The organism is Olsenella sp. KH3B4, assembly GCA_900111695.1.
Taxonomy (GTDB): Bacteria; Actinomycetota; Coriobacteriia; order Coriobacteriales; family Atopobiaceae; genus Tractidigestivibacter.
In genome coordinates this window covers 28,333-45,288 of sequence record FOHD01000003.1, presented here as the reverse complement: position 1 = coordinate 45,288, position 16,956 = coordinate 28,333, and the positions used below count along the sequence as shown (strand labels likewise).

The 16,956-nt window shown below is 63.0% G+C and carries 13 protein-coding genes; 7 read left to right on the top strand and 6 right to left on the bottom strand.

Features of this window, described 5'->3' with window-relative positions:
* Nucleotides 1-163: 163 nt before the first annotated feature.
* Nucleotides 164-862: a prepilin peptidase gene (locus BMX94_RS10850; protein WP_091003670.1), complete on the bottom strand. Its 699-nt coding sequence runs from the start codon at nucleotides 860-862 to the stop codon at nucleotides 164-166.
* 312 nt (nucleotides 863-1,174) lie between these two features.
* On the opposite strand from BMX94_RS10850, the gene BMX94_RS03595 reads away from it, so the two are divergent.
* The 4 genes from BMX94_RS03595 to epsC all read left to right on the top strand — a co-directional run bounded on the left by BMX94_RS03595 (nucleotide 1,175) and on the right by epsC (nucleotide 4,588).
* The gene (locus BMX94_RS03595; RefSeq protein WP_091003667.1) at nucleotides 1,175-2,347 is read left to right on the top strand and encodes a cation diffusion facilitator family transporter; all 1,173 of its coding nucleotides are present in this window, start codon (nucleotides 1,175-1,177) and stop codon (nucleotides 2,345-2,347) included.
* An 8-nt stretch (nucleotides 2,348-2,355) separates the two neighbouring features.
* Nucleotides 2,356-2,802 carry an aminoacyl-tRNA hydrolase gene (gene pth2 / locus BMX94_RS03590; protein ID WP_091003664.1) on the top strand — a complete coding sequence of 149 codons (447 nt, stop codon included), beginning with the start codon at nucleotides 2,356-2,358 and terminating at the stop codon, nucleotides 2,800-2,802.
* Nucleotides 2,803-3,002: 200 nt separating this feature from the next.
* Nucleotides 3,003-3,914, top strand: a complete 912-nt coding sequence (cysK, locus tag BMX94_RS03585) for a cysteine synthase A (protein ID WP_091003661.1) — start codon at nucleotides 3,003-3,005, stop codon at nucleotides 3,912-3,914.
* Nucleotides 3,914-4,588 (top strand): serine O-acetyltransferase EpsC, encoded by a 675-nt coding sequence (gene epsC, locus BMX94_RS03580; RefSeq protein WP_286160005.1) that lies wholly within the window; start codon nucleotides 3,914-3,916, stop codon nucleotides 4,586-4,588. Before cysK ends, epsC begins: the two co-directional genes overlap by 1 nt.
* A gap of 119 nt (nucleotides 4,589-4,707) precedes the next feature.
* On the opposite strand, the gene BMX94_RS03575 is transcribed toward epsC, so the two are convergent.
* From BMX94_RS03575 to BMX94_RS03565, 3 genes are read right to left on the bottom strand one after another with little or no spacing between them, the layout of a single operon-like run.
* Complete coding sequence (locus BMX94_RS03575) at nucleotides 4,708-6,075, bottom strand: MFS transporter (RefSeq protein WP_091003658.1); 1,368 nt, start codon at nucleotides 6,073-6,075, stop codon at nucleotides 4,708-4,710.
* Complete coding sequence (locus BMX94_RS03570; protein ID WP_177171314.1) at nucleotides 6,076-7,254, bottom strand: metallophosphoesterase family protein; 1,179 nt, start codon at nucleotides 7,252-7,254, stop codon at nucleotides 6,076-6,078.
* A 60-nt stretch (nucleotides 7,255-7,314) separates the two neighbouring features.
* Nucleotides 7,315-7,983 carry a class II aldolase/adducin family protein gene (locus BMX94_RS03565; protein WP_091003652.1) on the bottom strand — a complete coding sequence of 223 codons (669 nt, stop codon included), beginning with the start codon at nucleotides 7,981-7,983 and terminating at the stop codon, nucleotides 7,315-7,317.
* Between the two features lie 154 nt (nucleotides 7,984-8,137).
* On the opposite strand from BMX94_RS03565, the gene BMX94_RS03560 reads away from it, so the two are divergent.
* From BMX94_RS03560 to BMX94_RS03550, 3 genes are all read left to right on the top strand, one after another.
* Entirely contained in the window at nucleotides 8,138-9,121 is a 984-nt protein-coding gene (locus BMX94_RS03560) for a LacI family DNA-binding transcriptional regulator (protein ID WP_091003648.1), read from the top strand.
* Nucleotides 9,122-9,344: 223 nt separating this feature from the next.
* On the top strand, nucleotides 9,345-11,315 hold the full coding sequence (locus BMX94_RS03555; RefSeq protein WP_091003645.1) for a PTS sucrose transporter subunit IIABC: 1,971 nt from the start codon (nucleotides 9,345-9,347) through the stop codon (nucleotides 11,313-11,315).
* 84 nt (nucleotides 11,316-11,399) lie between these two features.
* Nucleotides 11,400-12,797, top strand: a complete 1,398-nt coding sequence (locus tag BMX94_RS03550) for a glycoside hydrolase family 32 protein (protein ID WP_091003642.1) — start codon at nucleotides 11,400-11,402, stop codon at nucleotides 12,795-12,797.
* Between the two features lie 183 nt (nucleotides 12,798-12,980).
* On the opposite strand, the gene BMX94_RS03545 is transcribed toward BMX94_RS03550, so the two are convergent.
* A complete protein-coding gene (locus BMX94_RS03545; protein WP_091003638.1) occupies nucleotides 12,981-15,773 on the bottom strand; it encodes a glycoside hydrolase family 3 protein in 2,793 nt (930 codons plus the stop codon).
* Between the two features lie 180 nt (nucleotides 15,774-15,953).
* Complete coding sequence (locus tag BMX94_RS03540; protein WP_218138453.1) at nucleotides 15,954-16,934, bottom strand: magnesium transporter CorA family protein; 981 nt, start codon at nucleotides 16,932-16,934, stop codon at nucleotides 15,954-15,956.
* Nucleotides 16,935-16,956 lie beyond the last annotated feature (22 nt).

Sequence of the window (16,956 nt, the reverse complement as noted above, 5' to 3'; positions counted from 1 at the left end):
AGACCATTCGACAGGGCGCGACACGGGGCCGCATGACCCAGCCGAACCGCTGGCGGGTGTTGGGGGACCGCCAGTGGCCCACCTATCGTACGACTACCGCCGCCCTCCCAACACTAAAAAACTTTTTATGAAACAAATTGGAAGGAACACAAGGTGTGAACGGTCAAATAGCTCGGTAGGCGGTCAAAATGACCACTGATGCAAGGACCTCCGGGGCAAGTGGAAACGAGCTTGGGAATGCCCTAGCCACGCCTCGTACTCGTTCAAAGCCCCAGGCTCCCATGCAGAACGCCAACGACAGCACGCATGAGAGCACAACGCACGCCGCACCGCCCACTGGCCCCAAACAAACACCGCAGGCCACAAGGAGCTTGACGTCCCCGCCTCCAAGGTCCCCTCTGGGGCAGCCTCTTGCGCACATCAGGAAGAGTCGCACAGCCGCCAAGACGAGAAGCACCGTCAAGCCCCCGGCAAGCGACGCGCACATTCCCTCGAAAGCCCAGCTGCACGCCACTCCACTGGCGCACGAGACCAAAGGCCCCAGGGCGAGATACGCTGCCCTGGCGCCAAGGACAACGGCAACCGCGCGGTTGGGTATGATACGCCTCCCCAGATCGGCCACGCTGCAGGCAAGCAGCGCAAAGAGAATCACAAGAAGCTCTACCGTCTCTAGCCAGCTTGCCGCGAGGGCGCCCGCGCAAGCCCCCGCAAGCACCCCGCACGCAATCACTACTCTCCGAGACCAGACGGGCCACCCTGCAAGCTCTCTCCTGGCTACGGCCCAACCCGCAGCGCCCACAGCACAGGCCCCCAACGTCGACGCCACCACTAGCCGCAAGACCACCTTGAGAACAGCGTCCATGACAACTCCCGCCAACGCACCACACCCTGGTGAGATGGTATACGAACACACGTACGCAAATTGGACTCAAGTGAGCCCATGCGCCGCCGCAACACCAGACGCAATGGGGCATACACCTAATCTGACCTGTGCGAATGACAGAGCGTGACATCGAGTGTCAGAAACGTGACAGATTCGCATACGGCAGAATCGTGACGCTTGGGAGACACCCCATTCCACTTCCTGAAAAGGGCTAGACTCATGCCCAATTGCTCAAATCACAGCGACAGGCTGCTGAGCTTGGGTTTCGCACTATGGGAGGAGATGGCGACGATGACAGAGTGGCTTGTGCAGAAGTTCCTTTCAGGGGTTAGCACTACCGATCCTGCAGGTAGGACGCGCTATGGGCAGTTCGCAGGCATCGTCAGCATCGTATGCAACGTGGTTCTCTGCGTCGCGAAGGGGGCCGTGGGCTTTGCCGCAGGCTCGGTGTCGATTGTCGCAGACGCCGTGAACAACCTGTCCGACGCATCGAGCAACATAGTCGCGCTTCTCGGCTTCAAGCTTGCAAGCAAGCCCGCCGACGACGAGCACCCCTATGGGCACGGGCGCTTTGAGTACCTGGCCTCGCTCACCGTCGCCGCGCTGGTACTTGCCGTTGGCATCAACCTGGTCATGACGTCGATCCAGAAGATCGTCTCTCCCGAGCAAACGGATTTTGGCCCCGCGGTCATTGCGGTGCTCGCACTCTCGATGGCCGTCAAGTCATGGATGGCGCTCTTCAACACCTCGATGGGCAAGCGCATCTCATCCGAGACGCTGGAGGCCACGGCCATCGACTCGAGAAACGACGTCATCACCTCTGGCGCAGTCCTTGCGGCAGCCATCGTCTCCTACTTCACGGGCTTTGACCTCGATGGCATTGCAGGTACCGTTGTGGGGGCGTTCATCTGCTGGAGCGGCTTCTCCCTTGTGCGAGACGCCATCGATCCGCTTCTTGGCCGCACGCCAGACCCCGCGCTCATCCAGCACATCCATGACAAGATCATGAGCTACCCCGGCGTGTTGGGAACCCATGACCTCATGGTGCATGACTACGGCCCCGGCCGCCAGTTTGCAAGCGCCCACGTCGAGATGGCGGGCGAGGGCGACGTCTTTGCCTCCCACGACCTCCTTGACAACATCGAGCAGGACTTCCTCAAGGAGGGCCTGGTCATGACGCTCCACTACGACCCCATCGTGACAGATGACCCGCGCGTAACCGACATGCGACACTGGATCTCGATTCACATCAAGGAGATCGATCCGCGCCTCACGATTCACGACCTGCGAACCGTGCCGGGACCCACCCACACCAACGTGATCTTTGACTGCGTTCGCCCGCACGACCTGGAAATGACCAACGACGAGCTCCGCGCGGCGATAGCGAAGATTGTCACGTCCAAGTATCCGCACGCCATCTGTAAGATCACCATCGACAACAGCTACGTATCGTCACGACAGTAAGGAACGGCATGGCAGGCTACAAGTCCAAGCAGATGATCGTCATGAGGCGCGACCTCAAGATGCGCAAGGGTAAGATCGCGGCCCAGTCGGGACACGCCTGCGTGGAGGCAACGCTCATGGCGCTCGCCCGTGAGGGGCGCCTGGACCAGGTGCGCGTTCGCACGGCCCCCGATGGCACGCCCACGTGGGTCTACCTCGACCACCCCGAGGCAGACTCCACCGCGCTCTCGGATTGGTTCGACTCCGGCGTTGCCAAGGTCTGCGTGTACGTGGATTCCGAGGAAGAACTGCTCAACATCGCCGAGAAGGGCCGCGAGCAGGGCTTTGCCGTAGCGCTCGTGCGCGACGCCGGTCTCACCGAGTTCCACGGCGAGGCGACGCTCACGTGCCTGGCCTTCGAGCCCCTCCCTGCCGAGAAGATCGATCCCATCACCGGAGACCTGCCGCTCTACTAGCACCTCCGCTGCCATGAGACAAAGGGACAGTCCCTTTGTCTCATTTCCCACCGCTTGAATGGGAATTATTTCCATTCATTAATTCCTACTTGTGGAGTGGGTTTATAAGTGCCACTCTTGTCTTGACGAGTTGTCCGGCGGAGGAGCCCCACTGGGGGCAGCCGACTTGCCTCGTCACCAGACGCACAAGGAGTAGAAAGATGAAGGCAGCAAGGAAGATCGAGGCCCTTATCGGCTCAACCCCCCTGGTAGACCTTTCGGGGCTCGTTGATGGCGCAGCAACCATCTACGGCAAGTACGAGGCCACCAACCCCGGCGGATCTGTCAAGGACCGCATCGCCCGCGCAATGCTCGATGCCGCCGAGAAGGACGGCACTCTGAAGCCCGGCGGAACCGTGATCGAGCCCACGTCCGGCAACACCGGCGTTGGCCTTGCCATGCTTGCGGCCGCGCGCGGCTACAAGATGATTCTCGTCATGCCCGAGACCATGTCCATCGAGCGCCGCAAGCTTGCCGCATCCTATGGCGCGCAGATTGTCCTTACGCCGGGCAAGGACGGCATGAAGGGCGCCGTCGCCAAGGCGGAGGAGCTCCGCCAAGAGACCCCGGGCGCCATTGTTGCCGGCCAGTTTGTGAACCCCGCAAACCCGCAGGCCCACTACGAGACCACCGGTCCCGAGGTCTGGGCAGACACAGAGGGCACGGTCGATTTCATCGTGGCTGGCGTTGGCACTGGTGGCACCATCTCCGGCACCGCCCGCTTCCTCAAGGAGAAGAAGCCTTCCGTTAAGGGTATCGCCGTCGAGCCCGCAGAGTCCGCTGTCCTCGAGGGCAAGCCTGCCGGCTCCCACAAGATTCAGGGCATTGGCGCTGGCTTTGTCCCCAAGACGTATGACGCCTCCGTTGTCGACGAGGTAGTCCCCGTTGCCTCCGCAACCGCCATCGATACCAAGAAGCGCCTTGCGGCCGACTACGGCTTGCTCGTTGGCATCTCCTCGGGTGCCGCCGTCGCCGCGGCGGTCGAGCTTGCCAAGCGTCCCGAGAACGCGGGCAAGGTCATCGTCGCCATCCTTCCCGACACCGGCGAGCGCTACCTCTCAATGGACCTCTAATGGTCACGGCAACGACAAGCGTCGCCACCGCAGCGGGTTCTGCCGAGGACACGCGTACCGTTGACGAGATGTCGCTCTTCGAGGTCATGCGCGAGGACGCCCATGCGGCGCTCGAGCGCGACCCGGCGGCCAACTCGATCTGGGACATCGTGTTCTACTCGACGGGCACCCATATCGTCTGGGCCTATAGGCGCCACCACTGGCTCTACACCCACGGCATGAGGAGCCTCGCGCTCCTTCTCGCCAAGCGCACGCGCCGCAAGCTGGGGGCGGACATCTTCCCCTCCGCGCAGATTGGCCGACGCTTCTCCATTGACCACGGCATTGGCGTGGTCATTGGCGCCACGTCAATCATCGGCGACGACTGCCTCCTCTACCAGGGGGTAACCCTTGGCATGACGGGCAAGCACGGCGGCAAGCGTCACCCCACGCTTGGCAACAACGTCATGGTGGGTGCCGGCGCCATCATTTTGGGCGATATTACCGTGGGCGATAACGCAAAGGTCGCCGCTGGTTCGGTCGTGGTCCATGATGTCCCGCATGACGTCACGGTTGCAGGCGTTCCGGCAAAGGTCGTGCGTGACCGTCGCTTCAAGGGGCCCCGCCTCGTGGAGGACGACTTCGATCCCAGCAAGCTGGACGACGAGAACATCCGCTGGTCCTGCGCACTGTAGCTTCTCGGTTGCTTCTCGGCGCGCCAATAGGAAGGCAACGGGCCGTCGGCGTCTTTTTGGATGCCGGCGGCCCTTCTTTTTGCGATGCGCGCCTACGCAAGGCGCTTGCGGAAACTCGCCTAGCGCTTCTCCTCCGCCGCAGCCTGACGCTCACGCACCTCGTCCATCGTAAGCGAGTCCGCATTCTTCACGAACAGCAGCGGCACGGCAGATATTGCCGCGCAGATGGCCACGTAGATGTAGAGGTACTGGTAGCCCACAAACTGCATGACGGCACCGGAGAGGATAGGGGTCACCACCTGCGCGGACATGCTCGCCGTGTAGTAGAACCCGGTGTAGCGCCCCGTCGAGTTGGCGCTCGCCAGCTCCATGATCATGGGGTACACGGTGAGCGAGACCGTTGCCATGCCAATGCCAAAGAGGGCAACCCACACGTAGATAATCGCCGAGAAATCCGTGGTGCCCGAGATGAGCAGCGGGGCCACCACCATAAGCGCAATGCCAATGTAGGTCGTGACCTTTCGCCCAATCTTGCAGGAGAGCTCGGCCATGGGCATGTAGGCAACGATGGCCGCAAGCGTTGCCACAGTCTGCACCTGCGCGTACGAGCCTCCGGCCATCCCCCACACCACGTCAGCGTAGCGCGAGATGCCGCTGGTCACGGCATTGTTCGACATGAAGTAGAAGAAGACGCAGACAAGCACGCAGACAAGGGAGCGGCGCTTGATGGGATCCGCCTCGCGCTCCTTGCCTCCCTCGTCCGAAGCATCGACCTCGTCCTCGGGAATGCCCAGCTCAGCGCTCTCGCGGTGCATCGCCGCGACTTCTTTGGGCTCTCGAAAGAACACCATGAAGATGATGGTCGTCACCAGAAGCATGAAGGAGATGACAAGGTAGACGGGTATGTAGTCCGGGTTCTCCACGGCGGGGACGAGAAGCGCAATGGCGACAAGTACAATGACGCCACCCACCGCGGCCATGAGCGAGTTGAAGGCATCGGCCTTGCTGCGCACCGGACGCGGAGTGACGTCGGGCATGAGCGCCACGGACGGCGAGCGGTAAATCGAGAGAACCACCAGCGTCGCAACAAGCACCGTCACAAAGAGCGGCAGGTTGCGCATCGCGTTTGCCACGGCAATGAGCGGGGTGAGCGCTGCGGCGAGAAGTGCCCCCACCACGATGAACGGCGTGCGCCTACCCCAGCGGGTGGTCATGCGGTCGGACAGCGCGCCCATGAGCGGGAGCATGAAGAGCGCAAGCACGTTGTCAAGCGACATGAAGACGCCGGTGAGCGTGTCTCCCATGCCAAACGTGTTCTTGAACATGAGCGGCACCAGCCCATCGTAGGCCTGCCAGAACGTGAGCGCCCCCATGAAGGGCAGCGTCACCAGAATGGTCCGGCGCATGTTGAGCTTGGTGAGACTTCGACCGGCGGGTTTGCTCCCACCGGGCTTCTCGCCGTCCTCTTCCACTGGCTTCTCTGCCATCTACCTGCCCCTTTTCTGTCGTTTTGCCACACCGAGGGCAAACGCCGCAATAGCTGCCGCGCCAAGCACCGGAAGCGCAGGCCGCACCATCTCGCGAGCCTCCTCCGTCGAGACGGGCACACGCTCGGAGGCCCAGTCGGTAAGCGGACGCTCGGTGCGAGAACCAATGAGCTCCGCGTACGTGAGCAGGCGCGTTGTGTAGAGCGCCGCGTTCTTCTCGCCAAAGGAGAAAAGCCGCGCCGCACGAGACGTGCCCGGTCCGTAGGAGCCAAAGCCAACAGACGGTGCATACCCAAGGTCAATGCTGCCGTAGTGCGAGACCAATGTGTTCTTGTGATCGTGGCCAAAGTAGATGGCGAAGGTGCTCCCCTCGCGCGTAAGGGCTGCCACCTCGCCGGTATCGATGTCGGGGCTGCACACGGGTTCCCGAAGTCCCCCGGAGACACGCAGGTCATCGACGGGAACAAGGATGCGACCGGGATGATAGTGCGTGCGGAACCCAAGGACGCCATGCTCGCCCTCGCAGGCGTCACGAAGGCAGTCGTAAACCTGAATGGGCGGAATGTGCTGATAGAGAATGCAGGGGACACGATGTCCGGCGCGCCTCGCAAGATCCTGCGCACAGCTGGTTACCCAAGCGGTTTTCTCTGGATCGAAGGGATCGTAGCCGTCGCTTCCCGAGCCCGCGCCAGAGTCCGCCACAATCACCGCCAGGCGGATGTCTTCGCCATCATGCGAGAGCACGGGCACGGCAAGCGTACCGGCACCAAGGTAGAGACGGGGCTCACGGGCGGCAACCATGCCGTTCACGCATCCGGGGATTGCCTTGTACCAGCTCTCCTGCTCCTCGTTGTCAACGCCGCACTGGCGGTCGTGATTGCCATAGGTGACCACAAAGGGAATGTTTCGCTCGACCATGGGCGAGCAAATCTTCCGCACCACCGTGCGGGCGCGCTCTGCGCTCTCGCCCAGCGCGAACTCGATTGCGTAGCCCTTTATCTGGTCGCCAGTAAGCACCACGAGGTCTGGCTTCGCCTCGTCGAGCGCCGCACGGAGAAGTGCCGTCGTGTCGTCTCGCACGCGCGAGGTCTCTTGGATGTCAGAGAGCTGCAGCACGCGGAAACGTCCCTCAGAGTCAAATCGCAACGGCCACGTGTTCTTGTTCGTCTCGTCAATCACACGTTCCTCCTTTGGCGCGGGATTAAACTCCCGGGGAGAAAAATCCCACCATGGCAGCTCTTATGCCTTGACTGCAGCAGGCTGCCCGTACGTCTCAAAGCGCCGGGAGACGCCCATGACCTCCTCGCCCGAGAGCACGCGCGGCGTGCCCACACACTCTGCCTGCCACTGGATTCGGGAGACGAACTCAAGGTTAACAGCAAGCCCAAAGGCGGCGCTCATGCTTGGGCCACACGCAACAAGACCGTGATTCTCCATGAGCACCGCGTTTGTCTCGGGGTGCTCGCCAAAGGTCTCTCCCACCGAAGCAGCCAGCTCGGGCGTGCCAAACGTGACATAGGGCGAGAGGGGCACCTCCTCCGCACCCGAGTCCGCAATCGTAAAGTGCACCGCGCGGACGGGCTCGCCAAGCGCCGCAAGCGTGGTCGCATACGGCGAGTGCGTGTGCACCACGGCGCGGGCAGCCGGGCGACGACGGTAGACCTCGGCATGAAGCGGCGCCTCTGAGGACGGGCGGCGACTCCCCTCCACCACGCTGCCGTCCAGGCGGAGCACCACCACGTCCTTGGGCGTGGTCTCGAAGTACCCCAGCCCTGAGGGGCTAATGGCCATGAGGCCTGTGGCAGGGTCGTACTCCGAGAGGTTACCGCTCGTCCCCACGGCAAGTCCCTCCGTGGCAATCCGCTTCCCATAGGCAACAATGCGCTCGCGCGCGTCCTCCATCAGCATGGCGTGCTCCCTTCCTGCCGATCACGTGTCGCTACACTCCGTCCAAGAGCTTACCCCATGCCCCTCGCCGCATTCGTCCGGTCATGTCCATCGCCTTCTGGTATCGTTCTCATATTGCGTACGGGGAACGCGTGCGAGCGAGGGGGCGGAAAACATGGACATCAATGAGATAGCAAAGCTCGCGGGAGTCTCGCGGGCAACCGTCTCGCGCTACCTCAACGACGGCTATGTCTCAAAGGAGAAGCGCGAGCTCATCTCGCGCGTCATTAACGAGACCGGCTACATCCCCTCTCAGCAGGCGCGCACGCTGCGCACGGGCAAGACAAAGCTCGTGGGCGTCATCATCCCCAAGATTAACTCCCATTCCGTAAGCCGCATGGTCGCCGGCATCACCAAGGTACTGGGCCAGAACGGCTACCAGGTACTTCTCGCCAACACTGACAACGACGAGAAGGTGGAGGTCGACTACCTCAACCTCTTTGCCGAGCGCAACAAGGTCGACGGTATCATCCTCATAGCCACAGTATTTACGGCTGCTCACCACAAGGCACTGGACTCGCTCAACATCCCCGTGGTCATACTGGGCCAGCGACTAGATGGCCACTCCTGCGTCTACCAGGACGACTACCACGCGGTCTACGACCTCACGCGGTCAATCCTCAAGACCTCTCACACCCCCGGCTACATTGGCGTCTACGAGAAGGACGTGGCAGCTGGGCAGGAGCGCCATCGTGCCTTCCTTGATGCCTGCGCTAGCATGAACGTTGCCGTGAGCCCCCAGGCGCAGCAAAGCGCCACCTTCTCCGTGGACTCCGGGTACCTCTGCGCCGAGAAGATCCTCGACGCCGTTCCAGATGTCGACGCGATTGTCTGCGCCACCGATGACATTGCCTTTGGCGCCATGACCTGCCTGCGCGAATACGGAAAGCGCATCCCCGAAGACGTCCAGGTGACAGGCGTGGGGGATTCCAAGCTCTCCAAGATCATGACCCCCAGTCTCACTACCGTCCACTTCTACTACCTCACCAGCGGCGTCGAGGCAGCGAAGATGCTCGTCGAGGCCATGACCGACGACGACGGCGTTCCCCGCGAGCTGCGCATGGGCTACGAGATATACGCTCGCACGAGCTCGCGCTAGTGCGAGCGCCGGGGCTGGCGCTTGGGCGCTTTGCCGCTCGCGGCCGCATCTCGACCACTCACCGTTATTCTCGTATTCCACATTTGCAACGGCCTGCAATGACTACCATTGACGCTGTGAGAACGATTTCATAGAGAACTAGTTTAAACAACTACTTACTCCATGAAATCTGCTATGAGAACGGTTCCATATTCATGTGAGCGGTATGGAGAAGGGAGACCACATGGCTCTGAACTATGCTCAAGCGGCGCGTGAGGTGCTGGAGGCGATTGGCGGCTCGAGCAACATCGTCTCGGCGGCGCACTGTGCAACCCGCCTGCGCCTGGTCATCGCGGACGACAGCAAGATCGACAAGGCCAAGCTCGACGACGTCGCTGGCGCCAAGGGCAACTTCCAGGCCTCGGGCCAGCTCCAGGTGATCTTTGGAACCGGCACCGTCGACAAGGTCTTCGACGAGTTCATCAAGCAGGCCGGCATCACCGCTGCGTCCAAGGCAGAGGCCAAGGAGGCCGCCGCCAACCAGGGCAACGCGTTCCAGCGTGCCATCAAGGTCCTCTCGGACGTCTTCGTTCCCATCATCCCCGCCATCGTGGCATCCGGTATGCTCATGGGCATCATGGGGGCACTCTCCTACATGGGCACCCCCGTCGCGGATGGCGGTGCCGGGTTCTTCTCGCTTGACCAGACATCGGTGTGGTGGCGCATCGCAGCGCTAATCAACGCCTGCGCCCTCGCCAACCTCCAGATCCTTCTGGGCTTCTCCGCCGCGACGGTCTTTGGAGGCAACCCGTACCTTGGCGCCTCCCTCGGCGCGCTGCTCATCAGCTCCGACTTCATCAACGCCTACAGCGCCAGCACCGCAATCGCCGACGGAACCATGATCACCCTCGACGTGATTCCCGGCCTCTACAGCATCGACTGGGTGGGCTACCAGGGCCACGTCATCCCCATCCTGGTGGGCGTGTGGATCCTCTGCTTCTTCGAGAAGCGCCTCCACAAGGTGGTCCCCGAGATGTTCGACCTGTTCCTGACGCCCCTGCTGTCCGTCTCGCTGGCCGCCTACATCACGATTCTCTTTGTTGGCCCCATCTTCGTCTGGCTTGAGAACAATATCCTCGGCCTGCTCATGTTCCTCCTCCAGGTACCTCTGGGCATTGGCTACATCATCATCGGCCTCATCTACTCGCCCTCCGTCGTGACCGGCCTGCACCAGATGTACACCGCCATCGACGTCTCGATGCTCGCACAGTACGGCGTCACCTACTGGCTGCCCATCGCCAGCTCCGCCAACATCGCCCAGGGTGGCGCCTGCCTGGCCGTTGCCCTCAAGACGCGCTCCGAGAAGACCAAGTCGCTCGCCGTTCCCGCCGGCATCTCCTGCCTCCTGGGCATCACCGAGCCCGCGATCTTTGGCGTGAACCTCCCCAACATGAAGCCCTTCGTGGCCGGCATGATTGGCTCCGCCTGCGGCGCCCTCTGCTGCTTCATCTTCAACCTGGCCGCATCCGGCACTGGTGTCACGGGCATCTTTGGCATCCTGCTCTGCATCGCCCAGCCCATCCAGTACATCATCATGTTCGCGGTCGCCTTTGGTGTTGCCTTTGGCATCTCCTCAGCGGTGTACCGCGATAAGGAAGACGCCCCCAAGCCCGAGAAGACCGTGGCCGAGACCGCAGCCGTCGCCGACGAGGTCCGCGCCCTCCAGGCAGAGGAGAGCGGCGTCGCTACCGCCGAGGCCCCCAAGGCCGAGACCATCGGTGCCCCCGCCACCGGCACCGCCATCGCGCTCACAGACGTCTCCGACCCCGTCTTTGCGTCTCTCTCCATGGGCAAGGGCATCGCGGTGGAACCCAAGGACGGAAAGATCGTCTCGCCCGTTGATGGCACGGTGACCGTGGTAGCCGAGACTGGGCATGCCCTTGGCCTGCTCTCCGATGCCGGCGCCGAGATCCTCATCCACATTGGCATCGACACCGTCGAGCTCAGGGGTGAGCCCTTCACGCCCTTCACCAAGGTAGGCGACCACGTCAAGCGCGGCGACGTCCTCATGGAGGCCGACCTTGGTGCCATCAAGGAGGCCGGCAAGGCAGCCACCACGATGCTCGTGATCACCAACACCGACGCGTACACCGCGGTCGACCAGCTCGCAACCGGCGAGGTCAAGGCCGGTGACGCCGCACTTGCCACGCGCTAGGCTCAGCTAACACACCCATGCGGGCGGTCGCTTCTGGCGGTCGCCCGTCTCGCGTTCAATCCGTGCCCCTAAGAGAGGAGACCCATGTCCACCACGCACGAGCGCTGGACACCCCACTTCCACCTGGCACCACGCCAGGGGTGGCTCAACGACCCCAACGGTCTGTGTCAGTTCCACGGCACCTATCATGTCTTCTACCAGGCAGCCCCCGACTGGCCAGCCGCCGGCAAGAAGGGCTGGGGCCACTTTGCCAGTCGTGACCTGGTGAACTGGGAGGATCTGGGGGAGCCCCTTGCGCCCTCCATTCCCGAGGACGCCGACGGCGTGTATTCTGGCTCCGCCCTGGTGGTAGCTGGCGGTGCGCCCGATGGCGGCGACCTCCTGCGCCTCTACTACACCGGCAACGTGAAGTACGAGGGCGACCACATCCACACCGGTCGCGACGCCAACCAGATCATGGTCACAAGCGAGGACGGCATTTCCCTCTCGGATAAGGAAGTCCTGCTTCGCCCCCGTGACTATCCCTCCGATCTCACGCGCCACGTGCGCGACCCCAAGGTCTGGGAGCAGGACGGGCGCTCCTACATGGTGCTGGGCGCCCGTCGCTCGGACGACGTAGGCGACGTTCTTCTCTACGAGTCCAGCGATGCCGTTACGTGGGCGTACCGCGGACGCATCGAGTCTGCGCACCCGTTTGGCTACATGTGGGAGTGCCCCAACGTGATCCAGCTGGACGGCCACGACTACCTTGTTGTGTGCCCGCAGGGGCTGCCCAGCGAGCCAACGCGCTGGCAGAACCTCTACCAGGCCGGATACTTCCCGCTGCCCCAGGGCATCCTTGGCACCACACAGGTGGACGAGACAAGCTTTGTCGAGCTTGACTGGGGCTTTGACTTCTATGCGCCGCAGGTCTTTGAGGACGAGAAGGGTCGCTGCATTCTCATCGGCTGGATGGGCATGCCAGATGCTGAGTACACGTCCGCACCAGACGGGCTTGCTTGGTGCCACTGCCTCACCGTGCCGCGCGAGGTCACGGTTGGCACAGACGGTCTTCTCCGCCAATGGCCGGTTGCCGAGATCGACGGCCTTCGCGGCTTTGCGCAGCCCGTGAACCCCGCAGTGGGCGCAATTCTCCCCCACCACCACGCTGACATCGAGCTCCTGGACATCGAGGGCAACCTCGAGATGGGGTTGGACGGCCAGCTGGAGCTGTCCTTCTCCGCTGACGACGGCCTGCTGAGGATTGCGTTTGTAGACGAGAAGTCCGCCGTTGGGCGCACCGAGCGCGTGATGCCGCTCGCAACGCTGCGCGAGCTGCGCGTGCTGGTGGACGGATCAACCGTCGAAGTCTACGTGAACCACGGCGAGGGGGTTCTCTCCACCAGGTGGTTCCCCACGGCGGACACGCTGCTGGTCACCTTGCACGCCACCTGCGAGAGCGCCCGCTCCTGGGAGATGGGTGGCGAGCCTCCGCGCGCGTGACGGCGGAGGGCGCGACGGCGGCAGGTGCGACGGCGCCACAGCGGGGTTTTCGTACGGAGTCGCTGCGGGAACTGCCCCTGTGGCGCCAAATTGGCGCCACAGGGGTGACTTCGTACGCATCTGCTGCCAAAACGCGTCCTCCGGCGCCACCGTCCGACCCGCGGCACCCCGCAGCACCCCTCGTTACCCTTTCGAATACGTGACCCTCACGGTCGGCGGGATTCCGTTCATGGCGTTGGAGTTCGCCACCACATAGAGGTACCGATGCACCGACCTGCGCAGGTTGGTGAGGGTATAGGCACTTCTCGGATCAGCAACGGTACCCGTGGCAGCGGTCGCAAGCATGAGGTCCGTCCCGGCCGCAATCCCCTGGTCGTGGTCCATGTAGTAGTCGTCCACGCTATAGTCCGAAAGCACGACGCCATCAAAGCCCCACTCGTCACGCAACAGCCCGGTCTGAAGGTCCTCTCGTCCACCGCCCCAGGCGCTTCCCAGAAAGCTGTAGCAGCTCATGATCGAGAGGGGTACCTCCACCTTAGACTGGACCTGCTCTCCCGTCGACGCATCCAGCACGGGCACCGCATGCCGCGCGGACGACTTGACCACCATCTCGAACGGACGCGCGTACATCTCGCGGACGGCCTGCTCTGTAGCCCAGGTGCACAGATGCTCCCTGCGGCTAGTCTCCTGGTCGTACACGCAGAAGTGCTTGAGCATGTTGACCATCCCACGCGAGGCACCACCATCCACCATGGCTCGGGCAAGGGACCCCGTAAGCAGGGGGTCCTCTGAGTAGTACTCGTAGTTCCTGCCCGAGAAGGGCGAGCGGTGCATGTTGATGGCAGGGCTCCACCAACCAAAGATGCCAGACGAGAGGGACTCCTCCCCTACGGCCTCGCCCATACTGCGCAGCAGGTCAACGTCCCAGGTCTCCGCCACCAGATACTCGCTCGGCCACACGCAGTGCGAGCCGCCGCGCTCCATGCCGCCCATCGCCACGGGCGAGTCGTCCCAGTCGGTGGCCGGCTTGCCAACAGAATCGATCTTCTCGCCAGCGTCGGTGCATACGAGGGCAACCATGTCCCCGGGAGACAGCTGGTCGAGAAGCATGTCCCACAGGGGATCGTCAAAATCGCGACCCCTCAGGTCGATGAGCGAGACCCCGTTCTGGGCACCGGTCTGCGGCGCCGTCGCCGTCCCGTCGCTCTCCGCCTCCGCATCGTACATGGAAAGCGTCACGCCCACCGAGGCTGCGGTCTTGTCCTGTGCGGGCGCCGGGAAGCTCTCCGCCATATCTTTGCGGGTGAGAAGCGCCGGGGCGCCATCCGCCCCCAAGGCAGCCAGGCTATCGAAGTACTCGTCCAGGTCCGGAAAGCGAGCGACAACGTCTGCCCCCGTCGCGTCGTCGGTCTTGTAGCGCTTCTCGTCCAGGTCAATCGCGCGCGTCTCGACCACATGGTGGGAGTCCGTGCGAAGGGAGACCTGGTACGTGCCGGCGGCAAGCACCCAGCAGCCATCCTGCGCAGACCAGCTTGCCATCTGGCGCACGGGCCAGCTCAGCTCGAGCGTCTGGGACTCGCCTGGCGCAAGTTCTCCGGTCTTGGCATAGGCGACAAGTGCCACAGCGCTCTTCTCGACAGTGCCATCCCACGGGGCACCCACGTACACCTCGAGAACGTCCTTGCCCGAGAGCTGCCCGGCATTGGTGACGCTTGCGGTAAGCACGACATTCTCGCCGTCCACACGACAGTCAAGCAGCGACTGCTTGAAGCTTGAGTACGAGAGGCCATAGCCAAAGGGGAAGGTCACGGAACTGTCGTAGTCGATTGCCCCCATTGCGGCGGCCGTCTCGAAATATCGATAGCCAACGTAGATGCCCTCGAGGTACTCCACAAAGCGCGCGCCATCGCCGGTCGTTGTGTTGCCGAGGTAGAAGTCGTGAATGTCGGTGTAGCGATGCTCGCCCATGGTGTTGAAGCTTGGGGCAAAGCGCATCTCCCGAGCCCAGAGGTCGCAGGTCCTGCCGCAGGGATTCCGCCTCCCACAGAGAACCTCGCCTACCACCTCCGCACCCACAGCTCCAGGAAAGCCCACGTGGAGTAGCGCGTCCACCTGGTAGGGGCTCCCTTCCTCGACAAGAGGCCCCACCTCGAGCGTGGTCCCCGTGTTGAGAAGTACCACCACGTGGTCCGCAGCCTCGCGCGCACCCGCAATGAGGCCCAGCTCCTCCGTTGTGAGCTGGAGGGAGTGCTGCCCCTCAGCGTAGTTCACGGTCTCCTCGTTGGGGACAAATGACGAGAAGCGCTCGTCTGCCAGCGACGCATTGAGGTCGAGCGAGAGGTCGTATCCCTCCCCGCTCGCCCGGCCAAGAACCACCACGGCAACGGTCCCAGAGACGCTTCCACGCACGTCCTCCGGATAGCTCGACCAGGGCAGCTCCCCAATGTAGTACGTAGTGGTGGCGCGCACGTCCAACGTCTGGATCCCTCCACGGGGCCGGTCCTGCACGTGGGCAGAGAGCCATTCGTGGACGGCGGGGTTCACCTCGAGCCCCGCTTGCATCAAGCCCTCGTAGAAGCCCGTGCACACGGCGTCCGGCGCAACCGAGCCCGCGCCATAGCCGCCAAAGAGCGGGTCCTCTGCGCAACGCCCCAGCAGGCTCACCGCAGAGCCCTCCGGCAGCGGCAGCACGCCGTTGTTCGCCAGGAGCACCATGCCCTCGGCCTCGATCGTGCGTGCAACCTCGCGCGATGCCGCGACCGCCTCTTCGAGCGACCCATAGGCGGGGGTGTAGTACGCACTGTCCCACCCCGAGGTCACGCTGGAGTCGAGCGGCTCGACGCCCTGCACGCCGCGGACCCCCTTGGTGCCCTCGCCTTCGTCCCCCGACGGCGCAGCTGCGCAGCCTGCCTGCGCACATGCCGCAAGCGCACCCGCAGCAAGACCGAACGCCTGGCGACGTGTAACATCCCGCATCTTGACCCCTCACCAAACTCAACAGAAGCGCACCCATACGCGTCTTGGCAAGGGTATGCGCCGTGCGGGTGCCAGGTTCGGACGCGTCGCGATTGGTCAAAGCCTCAACGCAAAATGCCGTGCCCGCCACCGGATGGCAGACACGGCATGAAGTCGCACCTCTGGGCTGCACGCAAGGGGCTACTTGACAACACGGCTCTTCATAATCCAAAACGTCGCAAACACGGAGAGCGCCACGGAAAGTATGACCGGAAACACCCAGGTCTCGTCCATGGGAAGCCCGGTGTTCATACCGTAGAACGAGAAGACCGTGGTGGGCACCGAGAGCACGAGCGTGATGATGGCGAGGGTGCGCATCGTGAGGTTGAGGTTGTTGTTGATGATCGAGCCAAACGTGTCCATGGTCTCGTTGTAGACCTGCGTGTATATCTCGCACATCTCGATGGCCTGCCTGACCTCGATGGACGTGTCGTTGAGAAGGTCTCGGTCCTCGTCGTAGAGCTTGAGGATTCTGCCGTAGCTTATGCGCTGGATGGTGGCATCGAGCGCCTTGAGCGAGGTCGAGAAGTACACCAGCGACTTCTCGAATCCCAGCATCTTGATGAGCTCCTCGTTGCGCATGGACCTCCTGAGCTCGCGCTCGTTCTCGCGAAACTGGCGGTTCACCGAACGCAGGTCAACCTGGTAGCGCTTGGAGATGTGCAGCAGAATCTGCAGCAGGAAGCGCGTGCGCTGCGCAGTATTGATGTCGCGCACCCGGCCGCTCTCGAACGCGGAGACGGTCCAGTTCTCCTTAAGGCTCACGGTCATTACCAGGTCCTTCTCGGGCAAGAAGAGCACGGCAAGCGGATGGGTGTCGTACTGGACGATCGAGGTGCTTTCGGCCTCGCTCTTGTCCTCCACGAAGGGGCAGTCCACAATCACGAGCACCTGCCTGGTCTCGTCGTCTCGCTCGATGCGCGAGCTCTCCTCGTCATCGAGCGCGGAGGCGACAAAGTCCGGGATGACGCCCATCTCGTCCTGCATCCAGGCGCGCTCCCGCTTGGTGGGAGCCACGACGCTCACCCAGCATCCTGGGCAGGGCCCCGCGACGCGCGAGGTGAGAAAGGCCTTCTCGCCGCTCTCGTCCTCCTCGACGGTTGTCTTGAAGCACTCAATCACAGGCCCTGCCCCTACTCTCGCT